At 70.6% G+C, this 25,873-nt stretch carries 22 protein-coding genes and 1 pseudogene; 6 read left to right on the forward strand and 17 right to left on the reverse strand.

Features of this window, described 5'->3' with window-relative positions; all coding sequences use genetic code 11:
* Positions 1-105: 105 nt before the first annotated feature.
* Both QF032_RS40050 and QF032_RS40055 read left to right on the forward strand, forming a co-directional pair.
* Positions 106-261, forward strand: a complete 156-nt coding sequence (locus tag QF032_RS40050; RefSeq protein WP_307060041.1) for a hypothetical protein — start codon at positions 106-108, stop codon at positions 259-261.
* A gap of 106 nt (positions 262-367) precedes the next feature.
* Positions 368-1,162, forward strand: coding sequence for a hypothetical protein (locus QF032_RS40055; protein WP_307060043.1), 795 nt, complete (start codon positions 368-370; stop codon positions 1,160-1,162).
* A gap of 197 nt (positions 1,163-1,359) precedes the next feature.
* Here QF032_RS40055 and QF032_RS40060 read toward each other — a convergent pair whose 3' ends face one another.
* The 3 genes from QF032_RS40060 to QF032_RS40070 all read right to left on the reverse strand — a co-directional run bounded on the left by QF032_RS40060 (position 1,360) and on the right by QF032_RS40070 (position 3,509).
* Positions 1,360-1,503, reverse strand: coding sequence for a hypothetical protein (locus QF032_RS40060; RefSeq protein WP_373430453.1), 144 nt, complete (start codon positions 1,501-1,503; stop codon positions 1,360-1,362).
* A gap of 1,335 nt (positions 1,504-2,838) precedes the next feature.
* On the reverse strand, positions 2,839-3,237 hold the full coding sequence (locus QF032_RS40065; protein WP_307049758.1) for a hypothetical protein: 399 nt from the start codon (positions 3,235-3,237) through the stop codon (positions 2,839-2,841).
* Positions 3,237-3,509: a hypothetical protein gene (locus QF032_RS40070; protein ID WP_307049760.1), complete on the reverse strand. Its 273-nt coding sequence runs from the start codon at positions 3,507-3,509 to the stop codon at positions 3,237-3,239. Before QF032_RS40070 ends, QF032_RS40065 begins: the two co-directional genes overlap by 1 nt.
* Before the next feature lie 705 nt (positions 3,510-4,214).
* On the opposite strand from QF032_RS40070, the gene QF032_RS40075 reads away from it, so the two are divergent.
* The gene (locus tag QF032_RS40075) at positions 4,215-4,946 is read left to right on the forward strand and encodes a DsbA family protein (RefSeq protein ID WP_373430454.1); all 732 of its coding nucleotides are present in this window, start codon (positions 4,215-4,217) and stop codon (positions 4,944-4,946) included.
* 176 nt (positions 4,947-5,122) lie between these two features.
* Positions 5,123-6,574, forward strand: a complete 1,452-nt coding sequence (locus QF032_RS40080; protein ID WP_307060046.1) for a membrane-associated oxidoreductase — start codon at positions 5,123-5,125, stop codon at positions 6,572-6,574.
* A gap of 197 nt (positions 6,575-6,771) precedes the next feature.
* Here QF032_RS40080 and QF032_RS40085 read toward each other — a convergent pair.
* The 14 genes and pseudogenes from QF032_RS40085 to QF032_RS40150 all read right to left on the reverse strand — a co-directional run.
* Positions 6,772-7,296, reverse strand: a pseudogene (locus tag QF032_RS40085) (MMPL family transporter); the annotation flags it as partial.
* An 82-nt stretch (positions 7,297-7,378) separates the two neighbouring features.
* Positions 7,379-7,642: a hypothetical protein gene (locus QF032_RS40090; RefSeq protein WP_307049764.1), complete on the reverse strand. Its 264-nt coding sequence runs from the start codon at positions 7,640-7,642 to the stop codon at positions 7,379-7,381.
* Between the two features lie 287 nt (positions 7,643-7,929).
* Positions 7,930-8,649, reverse strand: a complete 720-nt coding sequence (locus QF032_RS40095) for a FadR/GntR family transcriptional regulator (protein WP_307049766.1) — start codon at positions 8,647-8,649, stop codon at positions 7,930-7,932.
* A complete protein-coding gene (locus QF032_RS40100) occupies positions 8,640-9,668 on the reverse strand; it encodes an aldo/keto reductase (protein WP_307060048.1) in 1,029 nt (342 codons plus the stop codon). Before QF032_RS40100 ends, QF032_RS40095 begins: the two co-directional genes overlap by 10 nt.
* Before the next feature lie 31 nt (positions 9,669-9,699).
* The gene (locus QF032_RS40105; protein ID WP_307060050.1) at positions 9,700-10,737 is read right to left on the reverse strand and encodes a sugar kinase; all 1,038 of its coding nucleotides are present in this window, start codon (positions 10,735-10,737) and stop codon (positions 9,700-9,702) included.
* Positions 10,734-11,366, reverse strand: coding sequence for a bifunctional 4-hydroxy-2-oxoglutarate aldolase/2-dehydro-3-deoxy-phosphogluconate aldolase (locus tag QF032_RS40110; RefSeq protein ID WP_307060052.1), 633 nt, complete (start codon positions 11,364-11,366; stop codon positions 10,734-10,736). Before QF032_RS40110 ends, QF032_RS40105 begins: the two co-directional genes overlap by 4 nt.
* Positions 11,363-12,124 carry an SDR family oxidoreductase gene (locus tag QF032_RS40115; protein WP_307060054.1) on the reverse strand — a complete coding sequence of 254 codons (762 nt, stop codon included), beginning with the start codon at positions 12,122-12,124 and terminating at the stop codon, positions 11,363-11,365. The genes QF032_RS40110 and QF032_RS40115 overlap by 4 nt, the downstream gene beginning before the upstream one ends.
* Positions 12,121-13,170, reverse strand: a complete 1,050-nt coding sequence (locus tag QF032_RS40120; protein ID WP_307060056.1) for a zinc-dependent alcohol dehydrogenase — start codon at positions 13,168-13,170, stop codon at positions 12,121-12,123. The genes QF032_RS40115 and QF032_RS40120 overlap by 4 nt, the downstream gene beginning before the upstream one ends.
* Entirely contained in the window at positions 13,167-13,604 is a 438-nt protein-coding gene (locus QF032_RS40125; RefSeq protein WP_307049778.1) for an RbsD/FucU domain-containing protein, read from the reverse strand. The genes QF032_RS40120 and QF032_RS40125 overlap by 4 nt, the downstream gene beginning before the upstream one ends.
* A complete protein-coding gene (locus QF032_RS40130) occupies positions 13,595-14,497 on the reverse strand; it encodes an amidohydrolase family protein (RefSeq protein ID WP_307060058.1) in 903 nt (300 codons plus the stop codon). Before QF032_RS40130 ends, QF032_RS40125 begins: the two co-directional genes overlap by 10 nt.
* The gene (locus tag QF032_RS40135) at positions 14,490-15,803 is read right to left on the reverse strand and encodes an L-fuconate dehydratase (RefSeq protein ID WP_307060059.1); all 1,314 of its coding nucleotides are present in this window, start codon (positions 15,801-15,803) and stop codon (positions 14,490-14,492) included. Before QF032_RS40135 ends, QF032_RS40130 begins: the two co-directional genes overlap by 8 nt.
* Positions 15,804-15,896: 93 nt before the next feature.
* Positions 15,897-16,934 carry an ABC transporter permease gene (locus QF032_RS40140; protein WP_307060063.1) on the reverse strand — a complete coding sequence of 346 codons (1,038 nt, stop codon included), beginning with the start codon at positions 16,932-16,934 and terminating at the stop codon, positions 15,897-15,899.
* Positions 16,927-18,492 carry a sugar ABC transporter ATP-binding protein gene (locus QF032_RS40145; protein WP_307060065.1) on the reverse strand — a complete coding sequence of 522 codons (1,566 nt, stop codon included), beginning with the start codon at positions 18,490-18,492 and terminating at the stop codon, positions 16,927-16,929. The genes QF032_RS40140 and QF032_RS40145 overlap by 8 nt, the downstream gene beginning before the upstream one ends.
* 46 nt (positions 18,493-18,538) lie before the next feature.
* On the reverse strand, positions 18,539-19,603 hold the full coding sequence (locus tag QF032_RS40150; protein WP_307060067.1) for a sugar ABC transporter substrate-binding protein: 1,065 nt from the start codon (positions 19,601-19,603) through the stop codon (positions 18,539-18,541).
* A gap of 1,515 nt (positions 19,604-21,118) precedes the next feature.
* Between QF032_RS40150 and QF032_RS40155 the strand changes: the two genes are divergently transcribed.
* Positions 21,119-23,056: an RICIN domain-containing protein gene (locus QF032_RS40155; RefSeq protein ID WP_307060069.1), complete on the forward strand. Its 1,938-nt coding sequence runs from the start codon at positions 21,119-21,121 to the stop codon at positions 23,054-23,056.
* Positions 23,057-23,664: 608 nt separating this feature from the next.
* Positions 23,665-25,794, forward strand: a complete 2,130-nt coding sequence (locus QF032_RS40160; protein ID WP_307060072.1) for an MMPL family transporter — start codon at positions 23,665-23,667, stop codon at positions 25,792-25,794.
* Positions 25,795-25,873 lie beyond the last annotated feature (79 nt).

Here is a 25,873-nt window from a genome sequence, read left to right on the forward strand (position 1 = left end):
GCTGACACCTCACCCAGTACCGGTGGCGCACCGGCCCGCTCCTTCTACGCCGCGGTCGACGCGGGAGCGGCCGCGGTCACCGCACTGCATGAGGGCCTCGCCACTGTGCCGGACAAGTACATGGCGGACGCGGGCAGTTACGACCGCATCACCTACGAGGCCATGAACTCCCGCTACGCACGCGACGCGGCGGAGACCGTCACCGGCCGCTTCGACGTCCTCCTGCGCGAGCTGTACACCACGGACCCGCAACGGCCTTGAGGAGGGGGGATCCCGCGAGCCGGTGATCCGCCGGCGTCGTGGCGGACTCGTGTGTAGCCTCTGTGAACACTGATCGACTTCACGATCGGCTCACCAGGGGAGGATCATGAAAGGCAGGACACGAGTCCGGCGAAGAACGGGCTGGGCGGCGGCAGGTGGGGCGGTGGCCCTGGTGCTGCTGACCGCGACGGGAGCCCATGCCGAGGGACGGGGGGACGTCCGTGTGGTGTCGGCCACCGTCAACGGCGGGGCCGAGGTCACGATCGGCACGGCGAAGAAGGTGACGTTCCCGATCGCCATCACCGTCAAGGACAACTCGGGGGTGAAGGGGCTCACCCGCGTCAGCACGTTCAACCGCTCCAACGGCTACGGCTTCATCAGCTGGACGGGTTCGACGTGCCAGAAGAAGTCCTCGACCACGTCGGTGTGCAAGGCGACGATGACGGTGGATCCGGCCTGGATCGCGGCCAGTGACGACATCGACTCCAACAAGGTCGCCGGGGGCTGGACGGTGAACGCCACGGTCAAGGCGAACGACGGCGACTACTGGATCTCCGACTCCATCGCCGAGTACAAGGTGAAGCGAGCCTCGAGTCTGACGACGGACGCGGCCCCCGAGCCGGTCGTCAAGGGCGGGAAGCTCACGATCACCGGCAAGCTGTCGCGGGCGAACTGGGAGACCCTGAAGTACCAGGGTTTCGCGGGGCAGGACGTGAAGCTCCAGTACCGCAAAGCCGGCGCCGCCCACTACAGCACGATCAAGACCGTGAAGACGGGCAGCTCCGGGCAGCTCAGCACCAAGGTGACCGTCACATCAGCGGGCAGTTGGCGCTGGTACTTCCCGGGCACGACGACAACCGCCCGGATCGTGTCGGCAGGCGACACGGTGGTACTCAAGTAGTAGTCGCCCCATGCGGAAGCCCCGTCCGTCCGTCGGCACGGGGTGAAGGTCGCATGCGGTGCGCCGGGCCTCGACCCTCCGGTCGAGGCCCGGCTGCCCGGGACGATCGCTACTTCCTGTGAAGCGCGGGCGCCTGGGGGAGAGGCTCCGTTTTCGGAGGGGCCTGAACCCGGGCCTGACCCGGGTCCGCCCTCTCGTCACGGCTCCGGGTGGGCGTCGACGAGTTCGGGCTCCAGCCCTTCGCTCACCTCCGCGTGACCCCGCCCGACTTCGGCGCGCCAGGCCTCGAAGGCCCAGGCGGTGAGGGCGACGACGGCCAGACCGAGCAGCCAGCCGCCCACCACGTCGCTGGCAGGGGCCGCCAGGCGCGCGGCACCAAGGGCAGCAGGACCGCTGCCGCCCGTCGCCGCCTCACCCGTGGCCGCCCCCAGAACTTCCTCTAGCCGGTGGAGCAGTCCACCGCCCGCACGGCACCATACGAGCCGCTCCCCCCGGCTCCGTGCGCTGACCCTTCGCTCTGCCGCTCCCGGCCCATCAGTGCCACACGCGGGGGGCAGCGTGAGTACCGCGCCGCCCGGGCGGGCTGAGCTGGCGTCGGCGAGGGTGGTCGAGGTCCAGCCCGCGAGCGCCCACGGCGGGGAGGCGCGGGGCGCCGCACTCACCCAGGCCGAGAAGGACCTCGCTGGCGTCCGGCAGCGCGGTCGGTCGGAGCTGAGGGCAGGGCGCGGAGCCCGACTTCATACGCCATCGCGCCGAGGGCGAGGACCACGAGCGGCCACACGAGCGGGGACGGGATGGTGCCGTGGACCAGGGCCGCGCCGACGCCGCCGGTGCCGAGTACCGCGGTGCAGGCCGGAACGCTGGGCAGGGCGATCCGCAACACCACCTCCCGACATCGGGCTGGGCTGGCTGAGACGGAGTTGCGGGCGCTCATCAGTCGCTCACCGTGATCGCCTCGGCCGCCGCAGCGAGCCGCCCTACCTTCCGGCGGACCTTCTCGCCCTGGATCTCCGGCTGCGCAGCACCAGCGGTCAAGGCTGCTTCGGCCCAGGTGGTGACTCCATTGGTGGCTAGGGCGAGAGCCACCGCTCGCTCGGCCGGGGAGAGGGCCTTCAAGATCGTGTTCAGGCGCGGGTTCTCGAAGCCGACCTCGACTTCGGTGCCGGGGGCGGCCTGCCCGAGACCAAGTCGTACAGGGTCAGCCCGTCGCCGAGCGGGGTGTCGAGCAGCAGCAGGCGCGAGTGGTCGACCTTGCGGCGCCAGACCGGGGTGAGCTGCCGGTGGTGACGCTGGCCTCTGACTTCAGCTTCTCCAAGGCGTCAGGGGTCAGGTGGCCTTGGTCGTAGAGAGGGTCCGCCTCGCCCTCGGCCTGATCACTGTCGCCGTCCTGTAGACGCTCCTGCCGCAGGAGTCCGCGCACCGGCTGGCCTGGTGGCGTGATCGCCGCCGACACCAGCAACTGCGCCGCCAGTCGCGAGTCCGCCGGGAGCGTACGAACGGGCGTACCGAGGCACAGCGCTACGACGAGTGACTGACACGCCCGAACAGTGGCGTGGGCTCATGGCCGCCCCGGCCGGGCCCGCAGAAGCTGTCGGTGCTGCTCCCGGCGAAGCGGTGCTGCTGGGCAGGCGGATGCGACGGAGGCCGGACGGCCCAGGCGGCTGTCTCCCGGTCGGTTACTGGCCGGGGTGGACTGCCTGGACGCCGGTGCCCGCGTACGCCTTGGGCGTCAGCGTGAGGAGGAACCGCCCGGCCGGGTGTGCGGCGGAGGGCCGGGCGGCGTGGATGGCGTGGACGGCGGCCCAGGAGTGCCCGAAGCGCAGCAGGCCGGTGGCGGTGACGGCTGCGTCGGTGTCGAACGCCTCGATCCGGATGAACCGCAGCCCCTTGATGTAGCTGAGCAGCCCGGGCCGCTCCGCGTCGCCGGCCGTCAGCGACAGCACCGGCGCGGACAGATCCCCGAGCCCGCCGGACGCCTGCACGTAGAACGCGGCTACCGCCTCGTTGAACGGGTCCTTCGGGTCGTACAGCGCCGCGGCGGTCGTGTGGTCCAGGACGACCGAGATCGCCGCCACTACGCGGCCGTCTGCGAGCCGTGCTGCGGCCCGGCCAGGCGCTCCAGCAGCGCGCGGGCCTTCGCCTCGGCCTCCGCGCTGGGCGCCTGCCCCAGCGCGGAGGCGAGCTCCGCGCGGGCCAGCTCGGCACGCTCGGCGTACTCTGCCCTGGTCGGCGTGTTCTGCGCCAGCTCTTCCACCAGGTTCCGGATCGTCGTGCCGTGCTCGGCGGCCAGCTGCGCCAGCCGGTCCCGCGCCGCAGCGCTCACCTTGATGCTCGTCTCGTCCGCCATGACCCGACTCTACCGCGTTCCTCTACCGCTGGTAGAGGAACGCGGCGCCGGGTGCCCCATCGGCCGCCACGTGTCCCGGGAAGAGCCGCGGTGACGGCGGCTGAACACTGCGGTGCTGCCGCACCCGGCGCGCCCTGACATCGTCCGGCCCCGAAGCCTCCTGGCCGACATCGCTGACCTGCGGGGCCGATGCGAGTGCGCGCCGCCGCGCCCCGCGTCCACGGGCGGGGCCATGGCGGACGCACCGGGCGGCGGGTATGCACGATGCACGCGTCTGGTACGCGCGATGGACGCTCGGGTGCGCCGCACGAGGCGGCGCTGGGCAGCCGCAACGGGCGGCCAGCGCTGGAGATCCTGGTGGACACGGACGGCAACGGGCAGGGGCGAGGTCGGCGCCTCCGAGGAGCGGTCGTGCGCGTCCCCGCCCACACCTCTGCCTTCGTGCTCCACCTCGCCCTCAGCACCGGAAGCGGCACGCCCTGCACCGGGCCGTGGAAGCGGACTTGGCTCCTCTGTGAGCGCCGCCTGATGGGCCGCCGACGACAGGAGCGGGGAAGCCGTCACCCTCGCTGCGCAGCCACACCAGACACACGGGCCGGAGACTGCGCATCAGAGCGCCTGCGGGCGGGCCTGGAAGAGTTTCCTGGTGCGCTTGTCGTACGGATGATCTAGGGTCGCGTTGTTTCTCAGGGGAGGGGATGACGCATGGTGCGTAGGGGACGGTGGGCTGTCGTGTGCGCGGCTGCGTTACTGGTGATGGTGGGGTGCGGGCAGCGCCAGGCGCAGTACGGCCCTGACTTCACCAGCGCCGAGGAAGTGCCGGAAAAGCTCAGTACGAACGGCGTCACCATCATGGTCGGTGATCCCGACGCGCCGGTGACAGTGCACCTGTACGAGGACCCCCGCTGCCCGTACTGCGAGGAGTTCGAGACCACCGGCGGCAGTTCGCACCTGCGGGAGGCAGTACTCGACCGCTGGGCCAGAGTCGAATACACCCTCGCCTCCTTCCTGGACGACCGGGTCGGCGGCACCGGTTCGAAGAAGGCCGTCAACGCACTGCGCGCCGCGCTGGAGGCAGGCAAGTTCGTGGAGTACCACGAGGTGCTGTACGCCAACCAGCCCGATGAGAGCGTCGACGGCTACACCGACGCCTCCCTGCTGGAACTGGCCGGCCAAGTGGAGGGCCTGCGCGGCCCGGAGTTCGACGCAGCCGTGAAATCCATGAAATACCGCTCCTTCGTGACTTCCTCTCAGAAGGCCTACGAGGAGGCCGGGGGAACACAGGAGCCCGAAGGCCCCGGTACGCCCACCGCGGTGATCAACGGCAAGCGGATCCCGTTGGAGTACAACGCCCTGCTCCTGCAGAGCGACGCTTTCGCCGAACTGCTGCAGAAGGTCCACGACGAGCCCGGAGAGTGGCAGGACACCAAGCTCTGAACCACCGGGCCATGCGCCGCAATCTCCAAGCCCGCCGCCAGGTCACCACCGAGCCGGTGCCCCTGCGGATGATCCGCAGCAACCGCCTGCCCTCATCGTCGTCAATGCCCCGGGCCTGCACACGTTCAGCCCTGATCATTCTTGCCGTCCTTCTCCGGACGGATAGGGTTCTGCGGATGGACATCACAGACCTGACGCCTCTGGAACGTCACATCTGGCGGGCGTTCCCCCGTGGTGTAGCGATCGACGTCTGCCCAGACGAGAGTGAGGACCCCGCAACGATTCAGGGCGCGGAACGAACTGTTCGGGCTGAGGTCATCCGGGCCCTCCTCCTGGGAAGTTCATCCGAACCCGGAGAAGCGCCCGCTCTGCGCGTCGCCGGTGCGAAGATCACCGGCGTCCTCGACCTCCGGCACGCAGAGATACACCATCCGATCCGTCTGACCTCCTGCCACTTCCAGCACTCCTTGGAACTCGACGGGACGCATGCTCGCCAACTTGACTTCAGCGGGTCCTGCCTTCCCGCTCTGGCGGCCACGTCCCTTCGCGTCGACGGTGCACTCCGGCTCACGAACTGCCGGGTAGCGGGAAGCGTCCAGCTGAGCAACGCGGTGATAACCAGCGGGATCTTCCTGGACCACGCGCGCCTTGGGAATGATGGCGAATGGGCGCTCCGACTCGATCACGCCTCTGTCGGTGCCGATGTACGGGCACGGGGCCTCGTGGCACTGGGTGGAATCCGCCTCAGCACGGCGCATGTCGCAGGGGCTGTCGACCTAGAAGATGCCCAGGTCAAGAACGCGAATGGCGATGCCCTCGACGCCGCGCGGCTCACCGTCGGAACCGTCCTCAACGCTGGTGGCCTCACTACTGAGGGCCGAATCAGGCTCACCGGCGCCAAGGTCGCAGGCTGGATCTCCTTCATCGAAGCCAAGCTCAGCAATCCAGGCGGCGTCGCACTGGGCATCAGCAGCTGCGAAGCCACCCAGCTGACGCTGCGAGATGCACAACCAGTCTCTGGCGACGTCAAAATGCACTACGCCAGCTTCAAGGTCATCGAGGCCGCGCCACAGGTCTGGCCAGCCACGGTACGGCTGGAGGGACTGACGTACGAGGCGCTTGCCCCGCGCCTTCCCGCCGCAGATCGGCTCGCCTTGTTGCAGCGCGATGCTGACGGCTTCGTCCCTCACAGCTACGAGCAACTTGCTGCCTTTTACCGCCGCGTTGGCGATGACGCCGACGCCCGCACCGTCCAACTCGCCAAGCAGCGTCGACGCAGGGGCACTCTGCCCTGGTACGCCAAGCTATGGGGTTACATCCAGGACGCCACCGTGGGCTACGGCTTCCGCCCCACCCGTGCTGGTGGCTGGCTCCTGGCTCTGCTCCTTCTGGGCTCAGCCGCGTATGGAACGCACCATCCACCACCCGTCGAGCACGGCAAAGGCCCAGGGCTCAATGCCCCCATCTATACCCTGGACCTCCTGCTGCCGATCATCGACTTCGGTCAGCAGAATGCCTTCGCACCGACCGGCGTTTTCCAGTGGCTGTCCTACCTACTGATCGCCGTCGGTTGGGTTCTCGCTACGACCGTCGCCGCCGGGGTCACACGCACCCTCAGCCGCCAGTAGCCCACCCGCTTGCCCCGATTCAACAACTCGGTGCTGTCTGGCGCAGCAACAGAGCGACACGTCACAACGGGGCGAACGTTGTCTGATGCGGCAACTAGGAGCCGGAAGGCCGAACGAATTCCGGGCACCGGACCGACCGGGCGCGCGAGAAGGGCGCCCAAGGACAGCGGGGCGCCCTTCTCGTATCGGGGGAGGGATCAGAGCCGTACGAGCTCCCGGTCCTCGTCCACGTCGGCGTCCTTCGGGCGGTCGTGCGCGCGCAGGCCCTCGCCCTCGACGTCGACGTTCGGCAGGGCGCGGTCGAGCCACTTCGGGAGCCACCAGGCCTTCTTGCCGAGCAGCGTGAGCACCGCCGGGACGATCGCCATGCGGACGACGAACGCGTCGAAGAAGACGGCGACCGTGAGCCCGACGCCGAACATCTTGATCACGGTATCGCCGGAGGAGATGAAGCCTCCGAAGACGGCCATCATGATGACCGCGGCGGCGGACACGACCCGGGCGCTGTGCTTGAACCCGCTGACGAGGGCCTGGTTCGGGGACTCGCCGTGGATGTACGCCTCCCTGATGCGGGTCACGAGGAACACCTCGTAGTCCATCGCGAGGCCGAAGACCACGCCGACCATGATGATCGGCATCATCGACATGATCGGGCCGCTCTCCTCGACGCCGAGCAGGCCGCCGAGCCAGCCCCACTGGAAGACCGCGACGACGGCGCCGAGGCAGCCAGGTCTCGTCGGCGCCCGCCAGGTGCGCGGGTACCCGAGTGATCTGCCCGACGCCCGCTGGGAGTTGATCGAGCCGTCAAAGTGTGTCGGTGACGATGTTCCGCTTCCTGCCCACGATCTTCTTCCCGGCGTCGAGGTCGATGTCCGCGCCGCAGAGTCCGGGGGCGACCTCGTCGCTGCGCTGTCCGGGGAACAGCCAGGTCAGCGTGATGGCCCGGGTCAGCTCGGCCGGGTAGGTGCGGCCGTCCGCGGTCGGCAGGTCGCCACTTTCGACGTTCAGCCCGGCCCAGAACAGCTTCGCCCAAATGTCATCCGCGAACACCCGGGGGTCGGGACCCATGAAGGCTCGGACACTGCGAGGAGTTCTCAACGCATGGGCAGGGTTGAAGCGTTGTGGCATCCACTCCCATTCGTGCAGGTCGCGGAAGAACGCGCGAGGCACTTCAGGTATCCGGACTTCGCCTCCGAGGTGAGCGGCTTGCTGATGCGGCCCTGGGACCGCATGCCCGTGGTCGACTGGGAGAAGTCGCCGACCGTCATGCGGTCAACCGGCGTGACCCAGGACGCGTATGTCTGGCGGGTCCAGTGCTCTGGTGTCGTGACCTCGGGATCCGGCCGGTTGCGGTGTCAGGGGAATGCCGTGGCGGTGGTCAGTGCTTGTGTGGACTTCAGGTGCTCGCGCAGCCACTGCTCGGTGTTGCTCACGTGCAGCAGCGCGGCGGCATGGGCGAGTGAGACTTCCCGGCTGGCCAGAGCCGTGTAGATCGCCTCATGCTCCGCGAGCGTGCGTCCCGCCGCGCGGGTGTCCACCAGGCCGCGCCAGATCCGTGCGCGCAGCGTATGGCCGGAGATGCCCTCGAGGAGGCTGATCAGCGTCTCGTTGCCGGTGACGGCCACGATGGCCCGGTGGAAGGCCACGTCGTGGGCGTTGAGCCGCTCCACGTCCTCGCGCGCTTCCCGCATGGTGTCCAGATGCCGCTTCACCTCCGCCAGTCCGGCCTCCGACAGTCGGGTGGCGGCCAGGGCGGTGGCGGCGGGCTCCAGCAGGCGTCGGACCTCCATGAGGTCCAGCACGGCGGCGGGGTCGCCCTGGAGCAGTTCCACCGCCCCGCCGAGCCCTTCCAGCAGCAGGCTCGGCTGCAGACTGGTGACATAGGTGCCGTCGCCCCGTCTGACCTCCAGCACGCGTGCCACGGAGAGCGCCTTGACCGCCTCGCGGGCGAGGTTGCGGGAGAGCCCGAGCTGGGACGCCAGCTCCGGCTCGGGGGGCAGCTTGGCGCCGGGAGGAAGCGCTCCGGAGGCGATGAGCTCGCGGATCTGCGCGATGGCCTTGTCGGTCAGGGACATTGAGGGCTCCGTTCCGCGGCCGGAGCGTGAACGCCGTCGGGGACGGGCACGTCATCCCTGAGGAGTTCTCGGGCGCGCAGGTCGTCCCACAGGGCGCCGGGGACGGTGCTCATGTGCAAGTGCGCGTTACGCGCGACCTGTTCGGCGTTGCGCATGCCGAGGGTGACGTTGACGACGGCGGGGTGCGTGAGAGGGAAGGCGATCGCGGCGGCGGGGAGGGTGGTGCCGTGGGCGGTGCAGACGTCGGCGATGGCGCGGGCGCGGGCGACGAGGTGGGGCGGGGCGTCCTGGTAGTCGTACTTCATGCCGTCGGCGGGGCGGTCGCGGGAGAGGAGGCCGGAGTTGAAGACGCCGACGGCGACGACGCTTTTGCCGTGTTCCTCGGCGGCGGGCAGGACGTCGTCGAGGGCGGACTGGTCGAGGAGGGTGTAGCGGCCGGCGAGCATGACGACGTCGGCGGGGGTCTCGCGCAGGAAGCGGGCGAGCATGGCCGACTGGTTCATGCCGGCGCCGATCGCGCCGAGGACGCCCTGGTCGCGCAGGTCGGCGAGGGCGGGCATGGCTTCGTCGGCGGCCTGCCGCCAGTGGTCGTCGGGGTCGTGCAGGTAGACGAGGTCCAGTCGGTCCAGGCCGGTGCGTTCCAGGGACGCCTCGATGGAGCGCAGCACGCCGTCGCGGCTGAAGTCCCACTGGCGGCGCAGGTCGTCGCGGACGACGAAACCCTCAGAGTCGACGCCGCGGGGGTCCTCGTTGGGGACGAGGAGCCGGCCGACCTTCGAGGAGACGACGTACGCGTCGCGGGGGCGGCGGTGCAGAGCGGCACCCAGGCGCTGTTCGGACAGGCCGAGACCGTAGTGCGGTGCGGTGTCGAAGTAGCGGATGCCGGCGTCCCAGGCGGTGTCGAGAGCGGCGGCGGCGTCCGCGGCCGGCGTGGTCCGGTACAGGTTGCCGATCACGGAGGCGCCGAAGCCGAGCTCGGTGAGTTCGACGCCGGTGCGGTGGATCTTTCGGCGGTGCAAGGTGTGCTCCTCGGGTGCGGATCGGCGTGGGTCAGCGTCGGACGTGGGCCGTGGCGCCCTCGAGGAGTGCCTCGACCTCGGTGAGGGTGGCCATGGAGACGTCTCCTGGGGTGGTCATGGCGAGGGCGCCGTGAGCGGTGCCGTAGGCGACGGCGCGCTCCAGCGAGGCGTCGGTGAGCAGGCCGTGGATGAGGCCCGCGGCGAAGGCGTCGCCGGAGCCGATGCGGTCCAGGACGTGCAGGCCGGGCATCCGCGGGCCGGTCACCGGGCCGGTGCCGGGTGACCAGGCGGCCGCGGACCAGTCGTTGATCCCGGCCGAGGGCACCCCGCGCAGGGTGGTGGCCAGCACCTTCGCCCCCGGCAGCAGCGCGGCGAGCGCGGCGAGCGCGTCGGGCGCCTCCGCCTCCGCCAGGCGCACGGCTCCGGGACGGGCGCCCGCCAGGCCCAGGGCCCCCACGACCACGTCGGCATGCTGGGCGAGCCGCAGGTCCACCTCGCGGGCCCGGTCCGCCCCGCCCCGCCCGGCCCACAGACTGGGGCGGTAGTTGGGGTCGTAGGAGACGGTGACGCCGTGGCGGCGGGCGGCAGCCATCGCCTCGTCGGCGACGTCGACGGTGGTGTCGGACAGGCCGGCGAAGACGCCGCCGGTGTGCAGCCAGCGCACCCCGCCCGAGAACACCGCGTCCCAGTCGACGTCGCCCCTGCGCAGCTGGGAGACGGCGGTGTGCGCGCGGTCGCTGACGCCCAGCGCGCCACGGACGCCGTACCCGCGCTCGACGAAGTTCAGGCCGTTGCGGGCGCTGCGGCCGATGCCGTCGTCGGGGACCCAGCGGATGAGCGAGGCGTCGACGCCGCCCTGCAGGATCAGGTCCTCGACCAGGCGGCCGACCGCGTTGTCAGCCAGGGCGGTGACCACCGCGGTGCGGTGTCCGAAGCAGCGGCGCAGCCCGCGGACGACGTTGTACTCGCCGCCGCCCTCCCAGACCTGGAAGGTGCGGGCCGTACGGATCCTGCCCTCGCCGGGGTCGAAGCGCAGCATCACCTCGCCGAGGGCGATCACGTCGGTCACGGCGCGCTCCTTTCCACGGCCTCGGCGGTCAGCCGGCGGATCTCGTCGTAAGCGCCGCGCTTCAGGTGGCCCGGGGTGGCGATCCAGCTCCCGCCCACGGCCAGGACCGCCGGGTGGTCGAGGTAGGCGGACAGTCGGTCCGGGCCGATGCCGCCGGTCGGCACGAAGCGCGCCCGGGGGAAGGGGGCCGCGAGCGCGCGGAGCATGGCAGGGCCGCCGAGCGGTTCGGCGGGGAACAGCTTGACCGTGTCCACGCCTGCCTTCAGCGCGCGCATCAGCTCGGTCGCGCTCGCCACGCCGGGCACGACCGGCACCCCCAGCGCGCGGCCCGCGTCGATGACGTCGTTGTCGAAGCCGGGGGAGACGAGGAAGCGGGCGCCGGCCGCCACGGCCCGCTCGGCCTGCTCGCGGGTGAGGACGGTGCCGGCGCCGACGGCCAGGCCGCCGTGCGCCGCCATCGCCTGCACCACGCGCTCGGCGTCCGGGGTGCGGAAGGTGACCTCGGCGCAGCGGGCGCCGCCCGCCGCGAGGGCGTCGGCCAGGGGGCCTGCGCTCGCGGCGGACGGCACGGTGAGCACGGGCAGGAGACGGGCCCCTGCCAGGACGGCGCTCAGGTCGGTGGCGGTCATCGGCCGAGCCATCCGCCGTCGACGGGGAGGGTGATGCCGTGGACGTAGGCGGCGGCGTCGGAGGCGAGGAAGACGGTGGCGCCGGCGAGGTCGTCGGCGTTGCCCCAGCGTGCGGCGGGGATGCGGTCGAGGATGGCGGTGCTGCGGGCGGGGTCGTCGCGCAGGGCCTGGGTGTTGTCGGTGGCGATGTAGCCGGGGGCGATGGCGTTGACGTTGACGCCGTGGGGGGCCCATTCGTTGGCGAGGGCTTTGGTGAGGCCGGCGATGCCGTGTTTGGCGGCGGTGTAGCCGGGCACGGTGATGCCGCCCTGGTAGCTGAGGAGGGAGGCGGTGAAGATGATTTTGCCGTGGCCGCGGGCGGTCATGGCGGCGCCGACGGCGCGGGTGAGGGCGAACTGGGCGGTGAGGTTGACCTGGAGCACCAGGTCCCAGTCGGCGTCGGTGTGCTGGGCGGCGGGGGTGCGGCGGATGGTGCCGGCGTTGTTGACGAGGATGTCGACGGGCCGTTCGCGTCCGGCGAGGTCTGCGCCGAGGGCGCGGACGGCCGCCGGGTCGGCGAAGTCGGTGCGGATGGCCTCGAAGGCGCGGCCGGCGGCGGTGACGTCCTTTTCGACGTCGCTGCCGGTCTCCTCCAGCGAGGCGCTCACCCCGATGACGTCGGCGCCGGCCTGGGCGAGTGCGCGGGCCATGGCGCGGCCGATGCCGCGGCGGGCTCCGGTGACCACGGCGAGTCTGCCGGTGAGGTCGAAGGCGTTCATTCAGCGGCTCCCAGGGCATCGGTGTCGTCGGTGCAGTCGACGAGGATCTTCATGACGTCGCCGCCGCCCTCGAGGGCTTCGAAAGCTGCGGGTGCCTGACTGAGCGGCACGATCTCGGTGATCAGGCGTTCGGCGGGGACGGTGCCGTCGGCGACGAGCGTGACGGCCTTCTCGAAGTCGCTGCGGTCGTAGAGGCGGGCTCCGACGAGGGTGAGTTCGCGCCAGAAGAAACGGTGGAGGTTGATCTCGCGGGGGCGGGGGTGGATGGCGACCAGGCACAGCCGGCCGCGTACGCCGAGGACGTCGACGGCGGTGTCGACGCCGCCGGCGGCGCCGGAGACCTCGAAGGCGACGTCGGCGCCCGCGTCCGCGGTCCACTCGGCGACCAGGGCGCTCACGTCGGCGGCGGCCGGGTCCCAGGTGGTCAGTCCCTGTTCCTCGGCGAGCTGGCGGCGGTGGGCGTTGAGTTCCATCACCTTGACGTCGGCGCCGGCGGCGCGGGCGACGAGGGCGATGAGGACGCCGACGGGTCCACCGCCGACCACGACGACCCTCTCGCCTTCCCGTACGCCCGCGCGGCCGACGTCGTGGACGGCGACGGCGGTGGGCTCGACGAGGGCGGCGTGGTCCAGGGGCAGGGTGTCGGGCAGGCGCACGAGGGTGGAGGCGGGCACGGTCCAGCGCTGCTGCATGGCGCCGGGGGAGTCGATGCCGATGAAGTCCAGGTTTTGGCAGATGTGCTGGTGGCCGGCGCGGCAGGCGGGGCAGGAGCCGTCCCAGCGCAGGGGCATGACGGTGACCGCGTCGCCGGGCTGCCAGCCCTGGACGCCGGGGCCGACGCGGACGATGCGGCCGGACATCTCGTGGCCGAGGACGGCGGGCGCGGCGACGCGGGCGTCCATGTCGCCGTGGAAGATGTGCAGGTCGGTGCCGCAGATGCCGACGAAGGCGGGGGCGAGTTCCACCTCGCCGTGGCCGGCTTCCCGGGTTTCGGCGGGCGCGGTGTCCAGGGTGCGGGCGGCGGTGTAGCGGACGGCGAGTGTCATCGTGGGGTCAGGGTCCCTTCAGCGCGGACGCCGATGGTCAGCAGCAGGTTGGCATAGGTACGGGTGTCTGCGGTGACGATCGCCAGCGCGAGGTCGGGGGAGCGGGCGGCGTCGTAGAACGCGAAGCGGCCGAGCGTCTCGACGGGGACGGGCGCGAGCCGGGACCGGTACTCGGCGATGGCCGGCGGTTCCGGTTCGCCCTCGGGCGGCACCATCACCTGGGCCGACTCCACGGGCAGGGTGCGCAGCAGGACGTCGAGGACGGGGGTGACGTCCAAGGTGCCCGGTGCCAGGTTGAGGTGGACGGTCCGGGCGCGTTCCCCGACGGCGGTGCTGGCGGGGTAGTGGCCGTCGGCGAGCAGGACGCGCGCGCCGTGGCCGGCTCCCGCGAGCGCCTCGAGGATGCCGGGGTGGATCAGTTCGGTCAGCAGCACGGGGCCTCTCCCTGCTTCTTGTGCTCGGCCAGGCGGTAGAAGGCGGTCGCCGTGTCGTGGAGAACCGCCTGCTTCTCGTGCGGGGAGCAGGCGTCCAGCAGCTCCTCGACGGTGGCGGCCCAGCGGTCCCAGCCGCCGGCGAGGACGCAGACGGGCCAGTCGGAGCCGAACATCAGCCGTTCGGGGCCGAAGGCCGTCAGCAGGGTGTCCCAGACCGGACGGATGTCGGCGGTGGTCCATGCGCCCCAGTCGGCCTCGGTGATGAGCCCGGAGACCTTGCAGCGCACCTGGGGGTGTGCCGCAAGGGCGCGGACCGCGCGTGTCCAGTCGGGGAGCGCGGGGTGGCCGACGGGCGGCTTTCCCGCGTGGTCCAGGACCAGCGGGAGGCCAGGGAAGCGCTGGGCGAGGCGCATCGCCTGCGGGAACTGGTGGTTGCGGATGAGGACGTCGTAGGCGAGGTCCCTGTCCTGGACGGCGCGCAGGCCCCGCTCGACGGCCGGCTGCTGCAGCCACTCTGGATCGGACTCGCCCTGCACGACATGGCGCAGGGCCCGCAGATACCCGCCCGAAGGCCGGGAGCGCAGTTCGTCGAGCACGTCCCCGACGCCGGGTGCGGTGAGGTCCGCCCAGCCGACGACCGCGCCGATCAGCGGGTCCTCGTCGGCGAGGTCCAGCAGCTCGACCGTCTCGGGCACGGAGGCGACGCACTGGACGACCACCGTGCTCGTCAGCCGCCGTCCGGCGACGGGCCGGGTGGCGGCCCGCCGCAGGTCGTCGGCGCTGAAGCTGCGGCGGATCGGTTCGTGGCCGGCTTCGTCGAGCCAGGGCTGGGGGCGCCGGGCCAGGTCCCACACGTGGTGGTGGGCGTCGACCAGGGGCAGCGGCTCAGACACGGGCGGACCAGACGGGGCCGTCGGGGTAGGTGTACTCCTTCAGGGACTCCGGGTGCATCTGCGCGCTCAGCCCGGGCAGCGTCGGGGCGAGGTAGTGGCCGTCGGCGATGCGGACGGGGTCGACGAAGTGCTCGTGCAGGTGGTCGACGTACTCGATCACCCGGTCCTCGAGGGTGGCGGAGACGGCGACGTAGTCGAACATCGACAGGTGCTGGACCATCTCGCACAGGCCGACGCCGCCGGCGTGCGGGCAGACCGGGAGACCGAACTTGGCGGCGAGCAGCAGGATGGCGATGTTCTCATTGACGCCGCCGACGCGGGCGGAGTCGATCTGCACGATGTCCACCGCGCCGGCCTGCAGCAGCTGCTTGAACACGACGCGGTTGGCGATGTGCTCGCCGGTGGCGACCTTGATGGGGGAGACGGCCTTGCGGACGGCGGCGTGGCCGAGGATGTCGTCGGGAGAGGTGGGTTCCTCGATCCAGTACGGGTCGTAGGGGGCCAGGGCGCGCATCCAGTCGATGGCGGGTGCCACGTCCCATCTCTGGTTGGCGTCGACGGCGATGCGGATGTCCGGGCCGACGGCCTCGCGCGCGGTGCGCAGACGGCGGATGTCGTCCTGCAGGTCCGCGCCGACCTTCAGCTTGATCTGCGTGAAGCCGTCGGCGACCGCCTCGCGGGACAGACGGGTCAGCTTCTCGTCGGAGTAGCCGAGCCAGCCGGGGGTGGTGGTGTAGGCGGGGTAGCCCTGGTCGATGAGACGGCCGATGCGCCGCTGGCGGCCCGGTTCGGCGCGCTTGAGGATCTCCAGCGCCTCTTCGGGGGTGAGGGCGTCGGACAGCCAGCGGAAGTCGACCTGGGCGACCAGGTCCTCGGGTGACATCTCGCCGAGGAAGCGCCACACGGGCTTGCCGGCGCGCTTGGCGGCCAGGTCCCAGGCGGCGTTGACGACGGCGCCGGTCGCCATGTGAATGGCGCCCTTCTCCGGGCCCAGCCAGCGCAGCTGGGGATCGTGGACCAGGGAGCGGGAGAACGCGCCGAGGTCGGAGCAGACCTCCTCGACGGACAGGCCGACGACGTGCGGGGCGAGCGTGGCGATGGCGGCGGCCTGGGCGTCGTTGCCGCGTCCGGTGGTGAAGGCCAGGGCGTGGCCCTCCAGCCCGTCGCCGGCGTCGGTGCGCAGGACCACGTAGGCGGCGGAGTAGTCGGGCTCGGGGTTCATGGCGTCCGAGCCGTCGAGGTGTTCGGAGGTCGGGAACCGCACGTCCAGGACGTCCAGGGCGGTGATGCGGGCGGATGAGGACATGGCGGCAACTCCTGTGTGGGGCAAGGGGAGACGGTTCCCCTGGGGCGAGACGTGAACGCGGCGGACGTCGGGCGGCCGGCACGGCCGCCCGGGTCACTCCTGGACCTTGCCGCCGGTGATGCGGGAGATCATCAGGGCGACCAGGATGATCAGGCCGTTGAGGGCGCCGATCCACTGGGCGGGGACACCGGCCAGGGTGAGCACGTTCTGGATCATGAAGAGCAGCAGGATGCCGCTGAAGGCGCCGAACATGGTGCCCTTGCCGCCGTTGAGGCTGATCCCGCCGATCACGGCGGCCGCGAACACGGTGAAGATGTAGCCGTTGCCCTGCGCGGACGCCACCGACGCCAGGCGTCCGGAGAGCATCAGCCCGGCGAGGGCGGCCAGCACGCTGCCGGTGATGATGACGATCCACAGCACCCGGTCGGTGCGGATACCGGCCGCCTTCGCGGCGTCGACGTTGCCGCCGATGGCGTACAGCGAGCGGCCGAAGCTGGTCCAGCCCAGGACCACGATGGCGACGGCGAACAGGGCCAGGCAGATCCAGATGGAGGCGGGCATGCCGAACCATTCGGCGGTGCCGGCGTAGAGCATCGACTCGGGCAGCTGGAAGAAGGTCTGGCCGCCGGAGATGCCGGTGAGGATGCCGCGCAGGACGATCAGCATGCCGAGGGTGACGATGAAGCCGTTGAGGCCGAAGCGGATGATCAGCAGGGAGTTGACCACGCCGACGAGCGCGCCGACCGCGAGGGTGATCGGCACCGACCAGAAGCCGGGCAGCAGGCCGAGCCCGTGGCCGGTGCTGCCGATGGTCAGCCAGGCCGCGACGCCGGGCGCCAGGCCCATGGTGGACTCGAGCGACAGGTCCATCTTCTTGACGACCAGGATCATCGTCTGGGCGAGCACCAGCAGGGCCATCTCGGACATGGTCTGCAGGACGTTGATGAGGTTGTCGGCCTGCAGGAAGACCGGGTTGACGATCTGCCCGACGATCGCGATGGCGATGATCGCGGGGACCAGTGCGAGGTCGCGCAGCCGGGCCAGGGGAATCCGGCCGCCGAGCAGCACGGTCCGCTTGCGTTCGGGTTCCGCGGCCTTGGTGACGGTGTCCGCGAGGACGGTTTCAGGCATTGAGGTCCACTCCTTCCATCGCGGCCACGAGGTCGTGGTCGTGCCAGCCGCGGGCTATCTCTGTCGTCACTCGGCCCTGGAACATCACCAGGACCCGGTCGCACATGCGCAGGTCGTCGATTTCGTCGGAGGCGATGAGCACTCCGGTGCCGGAGTCGGCGGTCTCCTCGACCTTGCCGAGGAGGAACTCCTTGGAGCGCACGTCGACGCCGGCGGTCGGGCTGATCAGCACCAGCAGCCGGGGGTCGTCGGCCAGGGCGCGGGCCATGACGACCTTCTGCTGGTTGCCGCCGGAGAGGGCGGAGACGGGCAGGTCGGGTCCCGGTGTCTTGATGGCGAGCTTCTCGATCATGCCCGCGGCCAGCCGGTCCCTGCGGCCGCGGCTGAGGAAGCCGTTTTTTCCGAGCCGTTTCGGCACGGACAGGGTGGCGTTGTCGGCGATCGACATGTCGGGCACGAAGCCCTGGTGATGCCGGTCCTGCGGGACGAACCCGGCGCCTGCGGCGAGCGCGGCGGGCACACTTCCCGGCCGCGGCCGCCTTCCGGCGATCTGCACGTCGCCGGTGGCGGCGGCCCGCAGTCCCACGACGGTTTCGGCGACCTCCGTGCGGCCGCTGGCGGCGGCTCCCGCGAGGCCGACGATCTCGCCGGCGCCCACCTGGAAGGACACGTCGGCGTACACGTCACCGCTACCCAGGGCGTGCACGGCCAGCGCGGGCGCGGTGGCGTGGTCCACGCTGCTGGGGCGTTCCTGCTGCCGGTCGGCCGCCGCCTCGCCGGTCATCGCGGCGACCAGCTCGGTGCGGGAGAACTGCGCGACCGGGGCGGTCACGATGTGCGCGGCGTCCCGGAACACCGTCACCACGTCGCAGATCTCGTAGACCTCCTGCAGATGGTGACTGATGAACAGGAAGGTCACGCCCTGGCGCTGCAGGTCGCGGATCCGGTCGAAGAGCCGCTCGATCGCCGCCCCGTCGAGCTGGGCGGTGGGCTCGTCGAGGATGATGAACCGCGCCCCGAAGGACAGCGCCCGGGCGATCTCCACGAACTGCCGCTGCTCGACGCTGAGGTCGCCGGCGGGCGCCTGGGGGTCGACGTCCACCGACCAGGTCGACAGAAGCTCCTGCGCCCGGCGGCGCACGCCGGTCCAGCTGATCAACCGGTTGGGGCCGTGAGGGTGCCGGTTCAGGAAGAGGTTCTCGGCGACGGTCAGCGTGGGGATGATCGTCGACTTCTGGTAGACGCAGGCGACCCGCCGACGCCAGGCGTCGCGGTCGCTGAGCCGTGGTGCGGGGGCGCCGCCGAAGGTGACCGTCCCCTCGTCGGGGGCGTGCAGCCCCGTCAGGACGGACACCAGAGTCGATTTGCCGGCCCCGTTGCGGCCGACGAGCGCATGGGTCTCGCCGGGCCTGATGGTGATCCGGGCCCCGTCCAGGGCCACTGTCGGACCGAATCGTTTGACTATGCCCGTCGCCTCGACGACGGGCGGGCCCGCCGGGGCCCGTCCGTCGTCCGCCGGGGCGGGCGCGGGGGTGACTGTCCGCTCCCCGTCGCTCATCTCAACCGCCTTGTGATGGGAACCGCTAGATACGTGAGAGGGCAGGTCAGCCGAGGTTGTTGCCCCACAGGGACTTGTCGTCGCTCTTCAGGCTCGGCACCCCGCCGTAGGTGCCGCCGTCGGCGGTGACCAGCGGCGCGGAGAGCTGGTCCTCGAGGAGGCCGTCGCGGACCTGGACGATGGTGCTGCCGTGGTCGGTCTTGCCGGGCTTGAACGTCTTCCCGTCGATGGCGGCCTTGAGGTAGTACAGGGCGTACTTGGCGTAGAGGTCGGCCGGCTGGGAGACGGTGGCGTCGATCTTGCCCGCGGCGATGGACTTCAGCTCTTCCGGAATGCCGTCGTTGGAGACGACGAAGACGTGCTTCTTGTCCTCGGGACCGACCAGCAGACCCTTCTGCTTGAGGACCTGGAGCGTGCCGGCCAGCGCGAAGCTGGACTCCATGTAGACGCCCTTGATGTCCGGGTTGGCGGTCAGGTCGGTCTGGAGCTTCTGCGCGGCGACGGCGCCGTCCCAGTTGGTGGCCTCACCGAACACCTTGATGTCCGGGAAGTTCTTCTTCATGCAGTCGTTGAACGCCTCGGTGCGGTCACGGCCGTTGATGGAGTCCAGACCGCCCTCCAGCATCACGACCTTGCCCTTGCCGGCGAGCTTGGTGCCCAGGTACTGGCAGGCCTTCTCGCCGTACGCGCGGTTGTCGGCGCGCACGACCATGAACACATTGCCGCTGTCGGGGCGGGTGTCGACCGTGACGACGGGGATCTTCTTCGCCTCCAGCTGCGCCAGCGTCGGCGCGATGGCGGCGGTGTCCTGGGGGGCCATCGCGAGGCCCTTGACGCCCTGGCTGATGAACGTCTGCGCGTTGGCGGTCAGCTTGGCGACGTCGTTCTGCGAGTTGGTGGTCTTGAGCGAGAGGCCGAGCTCCTTGGCGGACTGCGGCGTGTACTTGATGTACGAGTTCCAGAAGTCGGTGTCGGACCGCGGGTAGTCGACGCCGACCAGCGGCTTGCCGTCGGAGCCGGCCGAGGTGCCGGATCCGCCGGCGCAGGCACTGAGCAGCGTCAGTGCGCAGACGACGGAGGCGGTGGAGCTGAGTGCGGTTCTGAGTCTCATGGGTACGTCCTCGCGCTGGTCCCGTAGCGGGGGTGTGACACCGGTGCGACAGCTGTGTGTCGCACTTCGGGAGATGGGATGTTTATAGGTCGCTCCTCCCGGCTCTGTCTAGAGCGTTCGGGAACTTGCTGGAAAAATGCAGCTGGCTACCCGTGTAGCCCGCCTTCGTTCCCTCCGGCGGCAAAGATCCATCCCATCAATGATGGGAAATCGTGATGGACGGAGACTTGCGTGAGACCGGGGGAGGACCCACTGCCGTCACAGCGCACGGGCTGCCGCTCTCGGTTCGAAAACGCCGGTCAGGAGGAGGAGGTCGACGGCGAGGGCGGTGCCGGCGTGGACGGACAGGTCCCGGCCGAGGCCGGATCCGGCCCGAGGCCGACCCCGCGGCGCTGCCGCGTGAAGCGGGTCGCGCCCCGGCAGCGCAGGCCGGAGGCAGGAGCAGTGGACGGGCTCGACGGGGCGAACGGCATGTCACCGCAGCCGTCACGGCCGCCGCCGGGGCCGCGGTCCTCGGCCGCGGCCCCGGCGCAGGGTGTTCCCCAGTGCTGGACTGCTGGAACGGCCGTCTCGTCAGCGGCGTCAGGAGACGGTGAACATCTGATGGTCAGCGCCGTCGAACGGGCGTTGCTCCAACTGGTCGCCCTGGGCGTTGCCCGCGGTGAGGTGGAGACCGCTGTGGCGGTTGAGGAGCCGGATACGCGGTCACGGTCGACCCGCAGCCTCCGCCCAGGTCGGTCGCGTTGATCCCCGTGCTTGTCGCCGCCCGGCGATCTCGGCGGTGCGGGGTCACGCATCCCCTTCGCGCCCACCGTGGAGCGCAGGGTGCTTCGCCGTGAGTGACGGCGGGCCCGGCGCACGGCGCCAGTGCGTTGTGGTGACGGTTTGTGGGGGCGAGGGCGCGGTTGTCGCCCGAGCGGGTCGGTCGCGGCGCGGGGCGGAGGGCGGTTTGTCGATTTCGAGCGCGGATGGGCGCGGTTACGGACGGCTTCCCGCCAGCCGAGGACTGGGAGGCGCCTCGCACACGCGACAGCGGTCAGGACCTGGAGGCGGAGACCCGGTCGACCGTCGCCGACTCCACTCCCTCCTCCCCTGCCCCCCAGCAAGTTGTCCGATACGTCGAATAGCGTCCGTAAGTCGGGCAGACGTTAAGTGCGGGGAGCAGGGTGCGTCAACACGTCCGACAAGTGCCAGTCCGTGCCGGGGCATCGATCGCGCCGACCACTCCTTCGTTCTACCTTTCCCCCGGATACATGGCATGTCTACGGCAGAACAAATAGCCGCTTAAGCAATGAAAGCAACATCTTCTGCTTCCACTCTGAACACTTTCATCCACTTACCCATTGACACGGGGCGGTCGCATCACCGAGCTTCATGCGTGACATCCGGCGCCTTGGGGCCCTGAGGGTCCGGGCCGAAGGCACGGAGACCGGACGTCCTCGGGTTGCCGCCCCCACAGTCTCGACCCGAAGCTCAGAGCCGACCGAACCGGGAGCACACATGCCCTCAGGAAGAATGTCCCGTCGTACCCTGCTGGGCGCCGTGGGCGCCGCCGTGGCCTCGACCGCCCTGCCCGTCATCCCCGCGTTCTCGCCCCTGCTGGCGCAGGCGGCCGCTGCGGACGCCCAGACCAACCTCAGCAACCTGGTGAACATGCGGTTCGGCATGTTCAACCACTTCAACCTGGGCACGTTCACCAACGAGGAGTGGGCCGCCCCCAACCAGAACCCTGCCCTGTTCGCGCCCACGGCCGTCGACTGCGCGCAGTGGGCGGCCGCCGCTGCGGCGGCGAAGATGAGCTACGGCATCCTGACGACCAAGCACCACGACGGCTTCGCCCTGTGGCCGAGCGCCTACGGCACCCAGAACGTCGCGAACAGCTCCTACAAGCAGGACGTGGTGAAGGCGTACTGCGACGCCTTCCGTGCCAAGGGGCTGAAGGTCGGCCTCTATTACTCGATCTGGGACCGCACGTTCGGCGTCGAGGCCTGGGAGAGCCGGCACAGAGTGTCAGGGCTGGAGATCACCGACGCCGTCCAGCCCGGCGACATGACCTTCATCCTGGGGCAGATCACCGAGCTCCTCACCAACTACGGCACCATCGACCTGTTCGTCACCGACGGCTACGCGTGGCAGATGGGCCAGCAGGCCCTCTCCTACCAGCGCATCCGCGAGCACGTGAAGTCGCTCCAGCCGGACATCGTCATGATCGACCACGGTGGGCTGTCGGTGCCGTTCCTCGGCGACGCGATCTACTTCGAGGAGCCGCTGGGCGTCTCCGCCCCGGCTGGGAACACCTACGCCGCAACGCAGGGACAGACGATCAGCAACGGCTGGTTCTGGCACCCCTCCACGCCCACCGAGGGCCTGATGAGCAAGGACGCCATCCTCTCCCACCTGGCGGACCTGGAACCGAAGTACACCTCGTTCATCCTCAACTGCCCGCCCAACCGCAACGGCAAGCTGGACACCAACATCGTCAACCGGCTCGCTGAAGTCGGCGCGGCCTGGAGCCCCAACACCTCCCGCCCGCCCCTGCCGACGCAGATGCTGCGCGCCGAGCACCCCGTGACACCCGTCAGCGCCTACGCCACTGCCTTCCGCACCGGCGAGGGACCGCTCAACGCCATCGACGGACTCAGCGACAAGGGCTACGAGACCTGCTGGTCGACCTGGGGACTGTCCCCGGCGCTGCCGCACTCGATCACCATCGACCTGGGCGGAGTATGGAGCAACGTCTCCACCCTGGAGTACCTGCCCAAGCAGTGGAACCGCAACAACGCCACCGACGGCGACATCACCTCCTACACCATCTCCACCAGCACCGACGGCACGAACTTCACCCAGGTCGCCACCGGCACCTGGGCTGGCGACCGCGCCACCAAGCTGGCCGAATGGCCTGCCCGCAACGTCGGCTTCGTACGGCTTCAGGCCAACGCGGCCACCGGCGGCTACGTCAACATGGGCGGCGTCCACATCGGCGGCCGCACCGCCAAGCCGGCCCTGGTGTCCTCCACACTGCCCGGCGACGCCACCGTCTACCGGCTGGTCGCCCGGCACAGCGGCAAGGTCGCCGACGTGAAGGGCGCGGGCACCGCGAACAACACCAGCGTGCTGCAGTGGCCGTGGCTCAACAAGACGAACCAGCAGTGGACCTTCACCTACACCGGCGACGGCTACTACGAGATCAAGGGCGTGGGCAGCGGCAAGCTCATGGAGGTCGCCGGTCTCTCCCGCGACGACGGCGGCACCGTCGGCATCTGGTCGGACGCCAACGCCCCCCAGCAGCAGTGGGCCGTCACCCCCACCGGCGACGGTTACTACTTCCTCATCAACCGTTACAGCGGGCTCTGCCTCGCCGTCGACGAGGGTAGCACCGCCGACGGAGCCAGCATCGAGCAGCAGCCGTACGCGTCACTTGCGCGCCAGCAATGGCAGATCATCGCTGTCTGACGACCCCGACGGCGGGCGTCGCGTCCCTCGACGCCCGCCGACGGCGCCGGCGCGGGGCCGTGCGAGATGTTCCCGGCGGGCGGGAGCGACACCGCTTGCAGCAACGGCCCGCAGACCGCCGAGACGGCCCGACACCGGCCTCGCCCACCCGACACGCCCGCACACGCTGACCCGCCCGGCTCCATCTCGGTGACGCCCCCGGCCGGGGGACGTCGACGTCCAGGCGACGGGCCGCGCCAGGCCCGCGACCATCACCTGCCCGACATCGCCCTGGCGCCGTCGCCCACCCCTCCCTGACCGCCGCCACGTTGCGGGAGATCACCGGTGTACTTGCCTCCCCCTGAACCGGACACCGAACAGCGCGTGCGCGCCCACCACGCGCACACCGCGAAAACCCTCGCGCACACGCGGCGGTAGCCGCAGATCGAAACGGCCCCGCGCCTCTTCCGGGGCGGCGCGCCGTCCGCCGGCTACTCCCCAGGGAGTAATCCGCACCCGCCGTCGCCCCCGGCAGTACGCCTCACCTCGCCCTCCCGCCCGACGAAAGCCGTGGTTCTCACCGGAAGTCTGGGGACCGAAGCAGACGTCACCCGGAGGGAGATCGGTCAATGAGGGCCGCAGAGACAACCACGACGAGGACGGGACGCAGACGAGCCGTTCCATGGGCGGTGCTCGGGCTGTGGATTGCCGTGATCGCGCTCGTCGGGCCGTTCGCGGCGAAGCTCGCCGACGTGCAGCACGACAAGGTCACCGACTACCTGCCGGCGAGCGCGGACTCGACGCAAGCGGCGAAGATCGAGGACAAGTTGCCCGGGGGCGAGACCACCGAGATGGTGCTCGTCTACCACCGGGACGGCGGGCTCAGCGCCGCCGACCGGAAGACCGCCGCGGGGCAGGTCGCGGAGATCACCCGACAGCACGAGCTGATCGGCGGTGCTCCCAAGGGGATTCCGTCCAAGGACGGCACGACCCTGATGTACCCGATCGCCAGCAACGAGCCCGGGGCGAACGAGGAGCAGCAGGACAAGCTCGTCAACGACGTCCGCGAAGTCGCCCAGGGCGAAGGCGGGTTGAGCGTCGACGTGGGCGGTACCGGCGCGCTGGCCACCGACTCCGGCGCGGTCTACGACTCGCTCGGCGGACCGCTGCTCTACACCACCGTCGCCGTCGTCGCCGTACTGCTGATCCTGATCTACCGCAGCCCCGTGCTGTGGCTCGTGCCCCTCGTCGTCGCCGGGATCGCCGACTACATGTCGATGGGCGTCGCCTACGGCCTCAACCAGGCCTTCGGCACGACCGTCTCGGGGCAGAGTTCGGGTGTGATGACCATCCTCGTGTTCGGGGCGGGCACGGACTACGCGCTGCTGCTCATCTCGCGCTACCGCGAGGAGCTGCGGCGCATCGAGCGACCGTACGAGGCCATGGTCGCCGCCCTGCGCGGCTGCGGGCCCGCCGTGCTCGCCTCCTCCGGCACCGTCGCCGCCGGACTGCTGTGCCTGCTCGCCGCCGACCTCAACAGCAGCCGGGGCATGGGCCCGCTCGGCGCCGTCGGTGTGCTGTGCGCGCTGATCGCGATGATCACCCTGCTCCCCGCCGTCCTCGTACTGGTCGGACGGCGGGTTTTCTGGCCGCTCGTTCCCGCCTTCGGGACCACGCCCAAGCAGCGGCGGAGCCTGTTCTCGGCGATGGGCAGCTCTGCCGGACGCAGGCCGCTGACCGTACTCGCGAGCGGTGCCGTACTGCTCGGCGCCCTCGCCCTGGGCTCACTCAACCTGCCGGGACCGCTCAAGCAGGAGGACTCCTTCGTCAACAAGCCGGAGGCCGTCGTCGCGATGGAGACCCTTGCCCAGGCCTATCCCGGGCAGGGCAGCCAGCCCATCGACGTGATCACCCCGCAGGGGCGCGCCGACGAGACCCTCGCGACCGTCCGCGGCACACCAGGCGTGGGCAGCGCGCAGAAGGGGCGTACGGGAGACGGCTGGACCGAGATCGCCGTCTTCGCGAAGAGCGCACCCCAGTCGGCGGAGGAGACCGCCACCATCACGTCCCTGCGGAACGCATTGAAGGGCTCCTTCGTCGGCGGGGACAGCGCCCAGCAGATCGACCTGGAGGTCACCAACGCCCGGGACACGAAGATCGTCGTACCGCTCGTCCTCGTCTTCGTGATGCTGATCCTGATCGGGCTGCTGCGGAGTCTGGTCGCACCGCTGCTCCTGGTGGTCGCGGTCGTCGCGGTGTGGGGCGCCTCCCTCGGGATCGGCGGACTGGTCTTCGATCCGCTCCTCGGCCTCAAGGGCACCGATCCGGGGCTCGGACTGCTGTCTTTCGTGTTCCTGGTCGCCCTCGGCGTCGATTACGGCATCTTCCTCATGCACCGGATGAGGGAGGAGTCCCTGGCGGGAGTGGAACCGGCCACGGCGGCACTCACCGCGCTGCGCACCACCGGCGGCGTCATCGCCTCCGCCGGACTCGTCCTCGCCGCGACCTTCGCCGTGCTGATGAACATGGGCCTGGTGCAGCTGGTCCAGCTCGGCTTCGTGATCGCCGTCGGCGTCCTGCTCGACACCTTCCTCGTACGGACGTATCTGGTGACCAGTGCCAGCGTCGCCCTGGGCCGGAAGGTGTGGTGGCCGGGCGGGCTCTCACGGCAGCCCGGGCCGGCCGAACCGGCCGGGTCGAACGGAAGGGGCGGACCGACCGAGCCGCCCCGGCAGCCGGAAACCGTCAGTGCACCCTGAGCACGCTGTCCGAAGGCCTCGATCGAACGCTCTGATCCAGCACGCCGATCGAGCACCTTGATCCGGCGGGCCCGCCGGG

The organism is Streptomyces achromogenes (assembly GCF_030816715.1).
GTDB classification, from domain to species: domain Bacteria; phylum Actinomycetota; class Actinomycetes; order Streptomycetales; family Streptomycetaceae; genus Streptomyces; species Streptomyces achromogenes_A.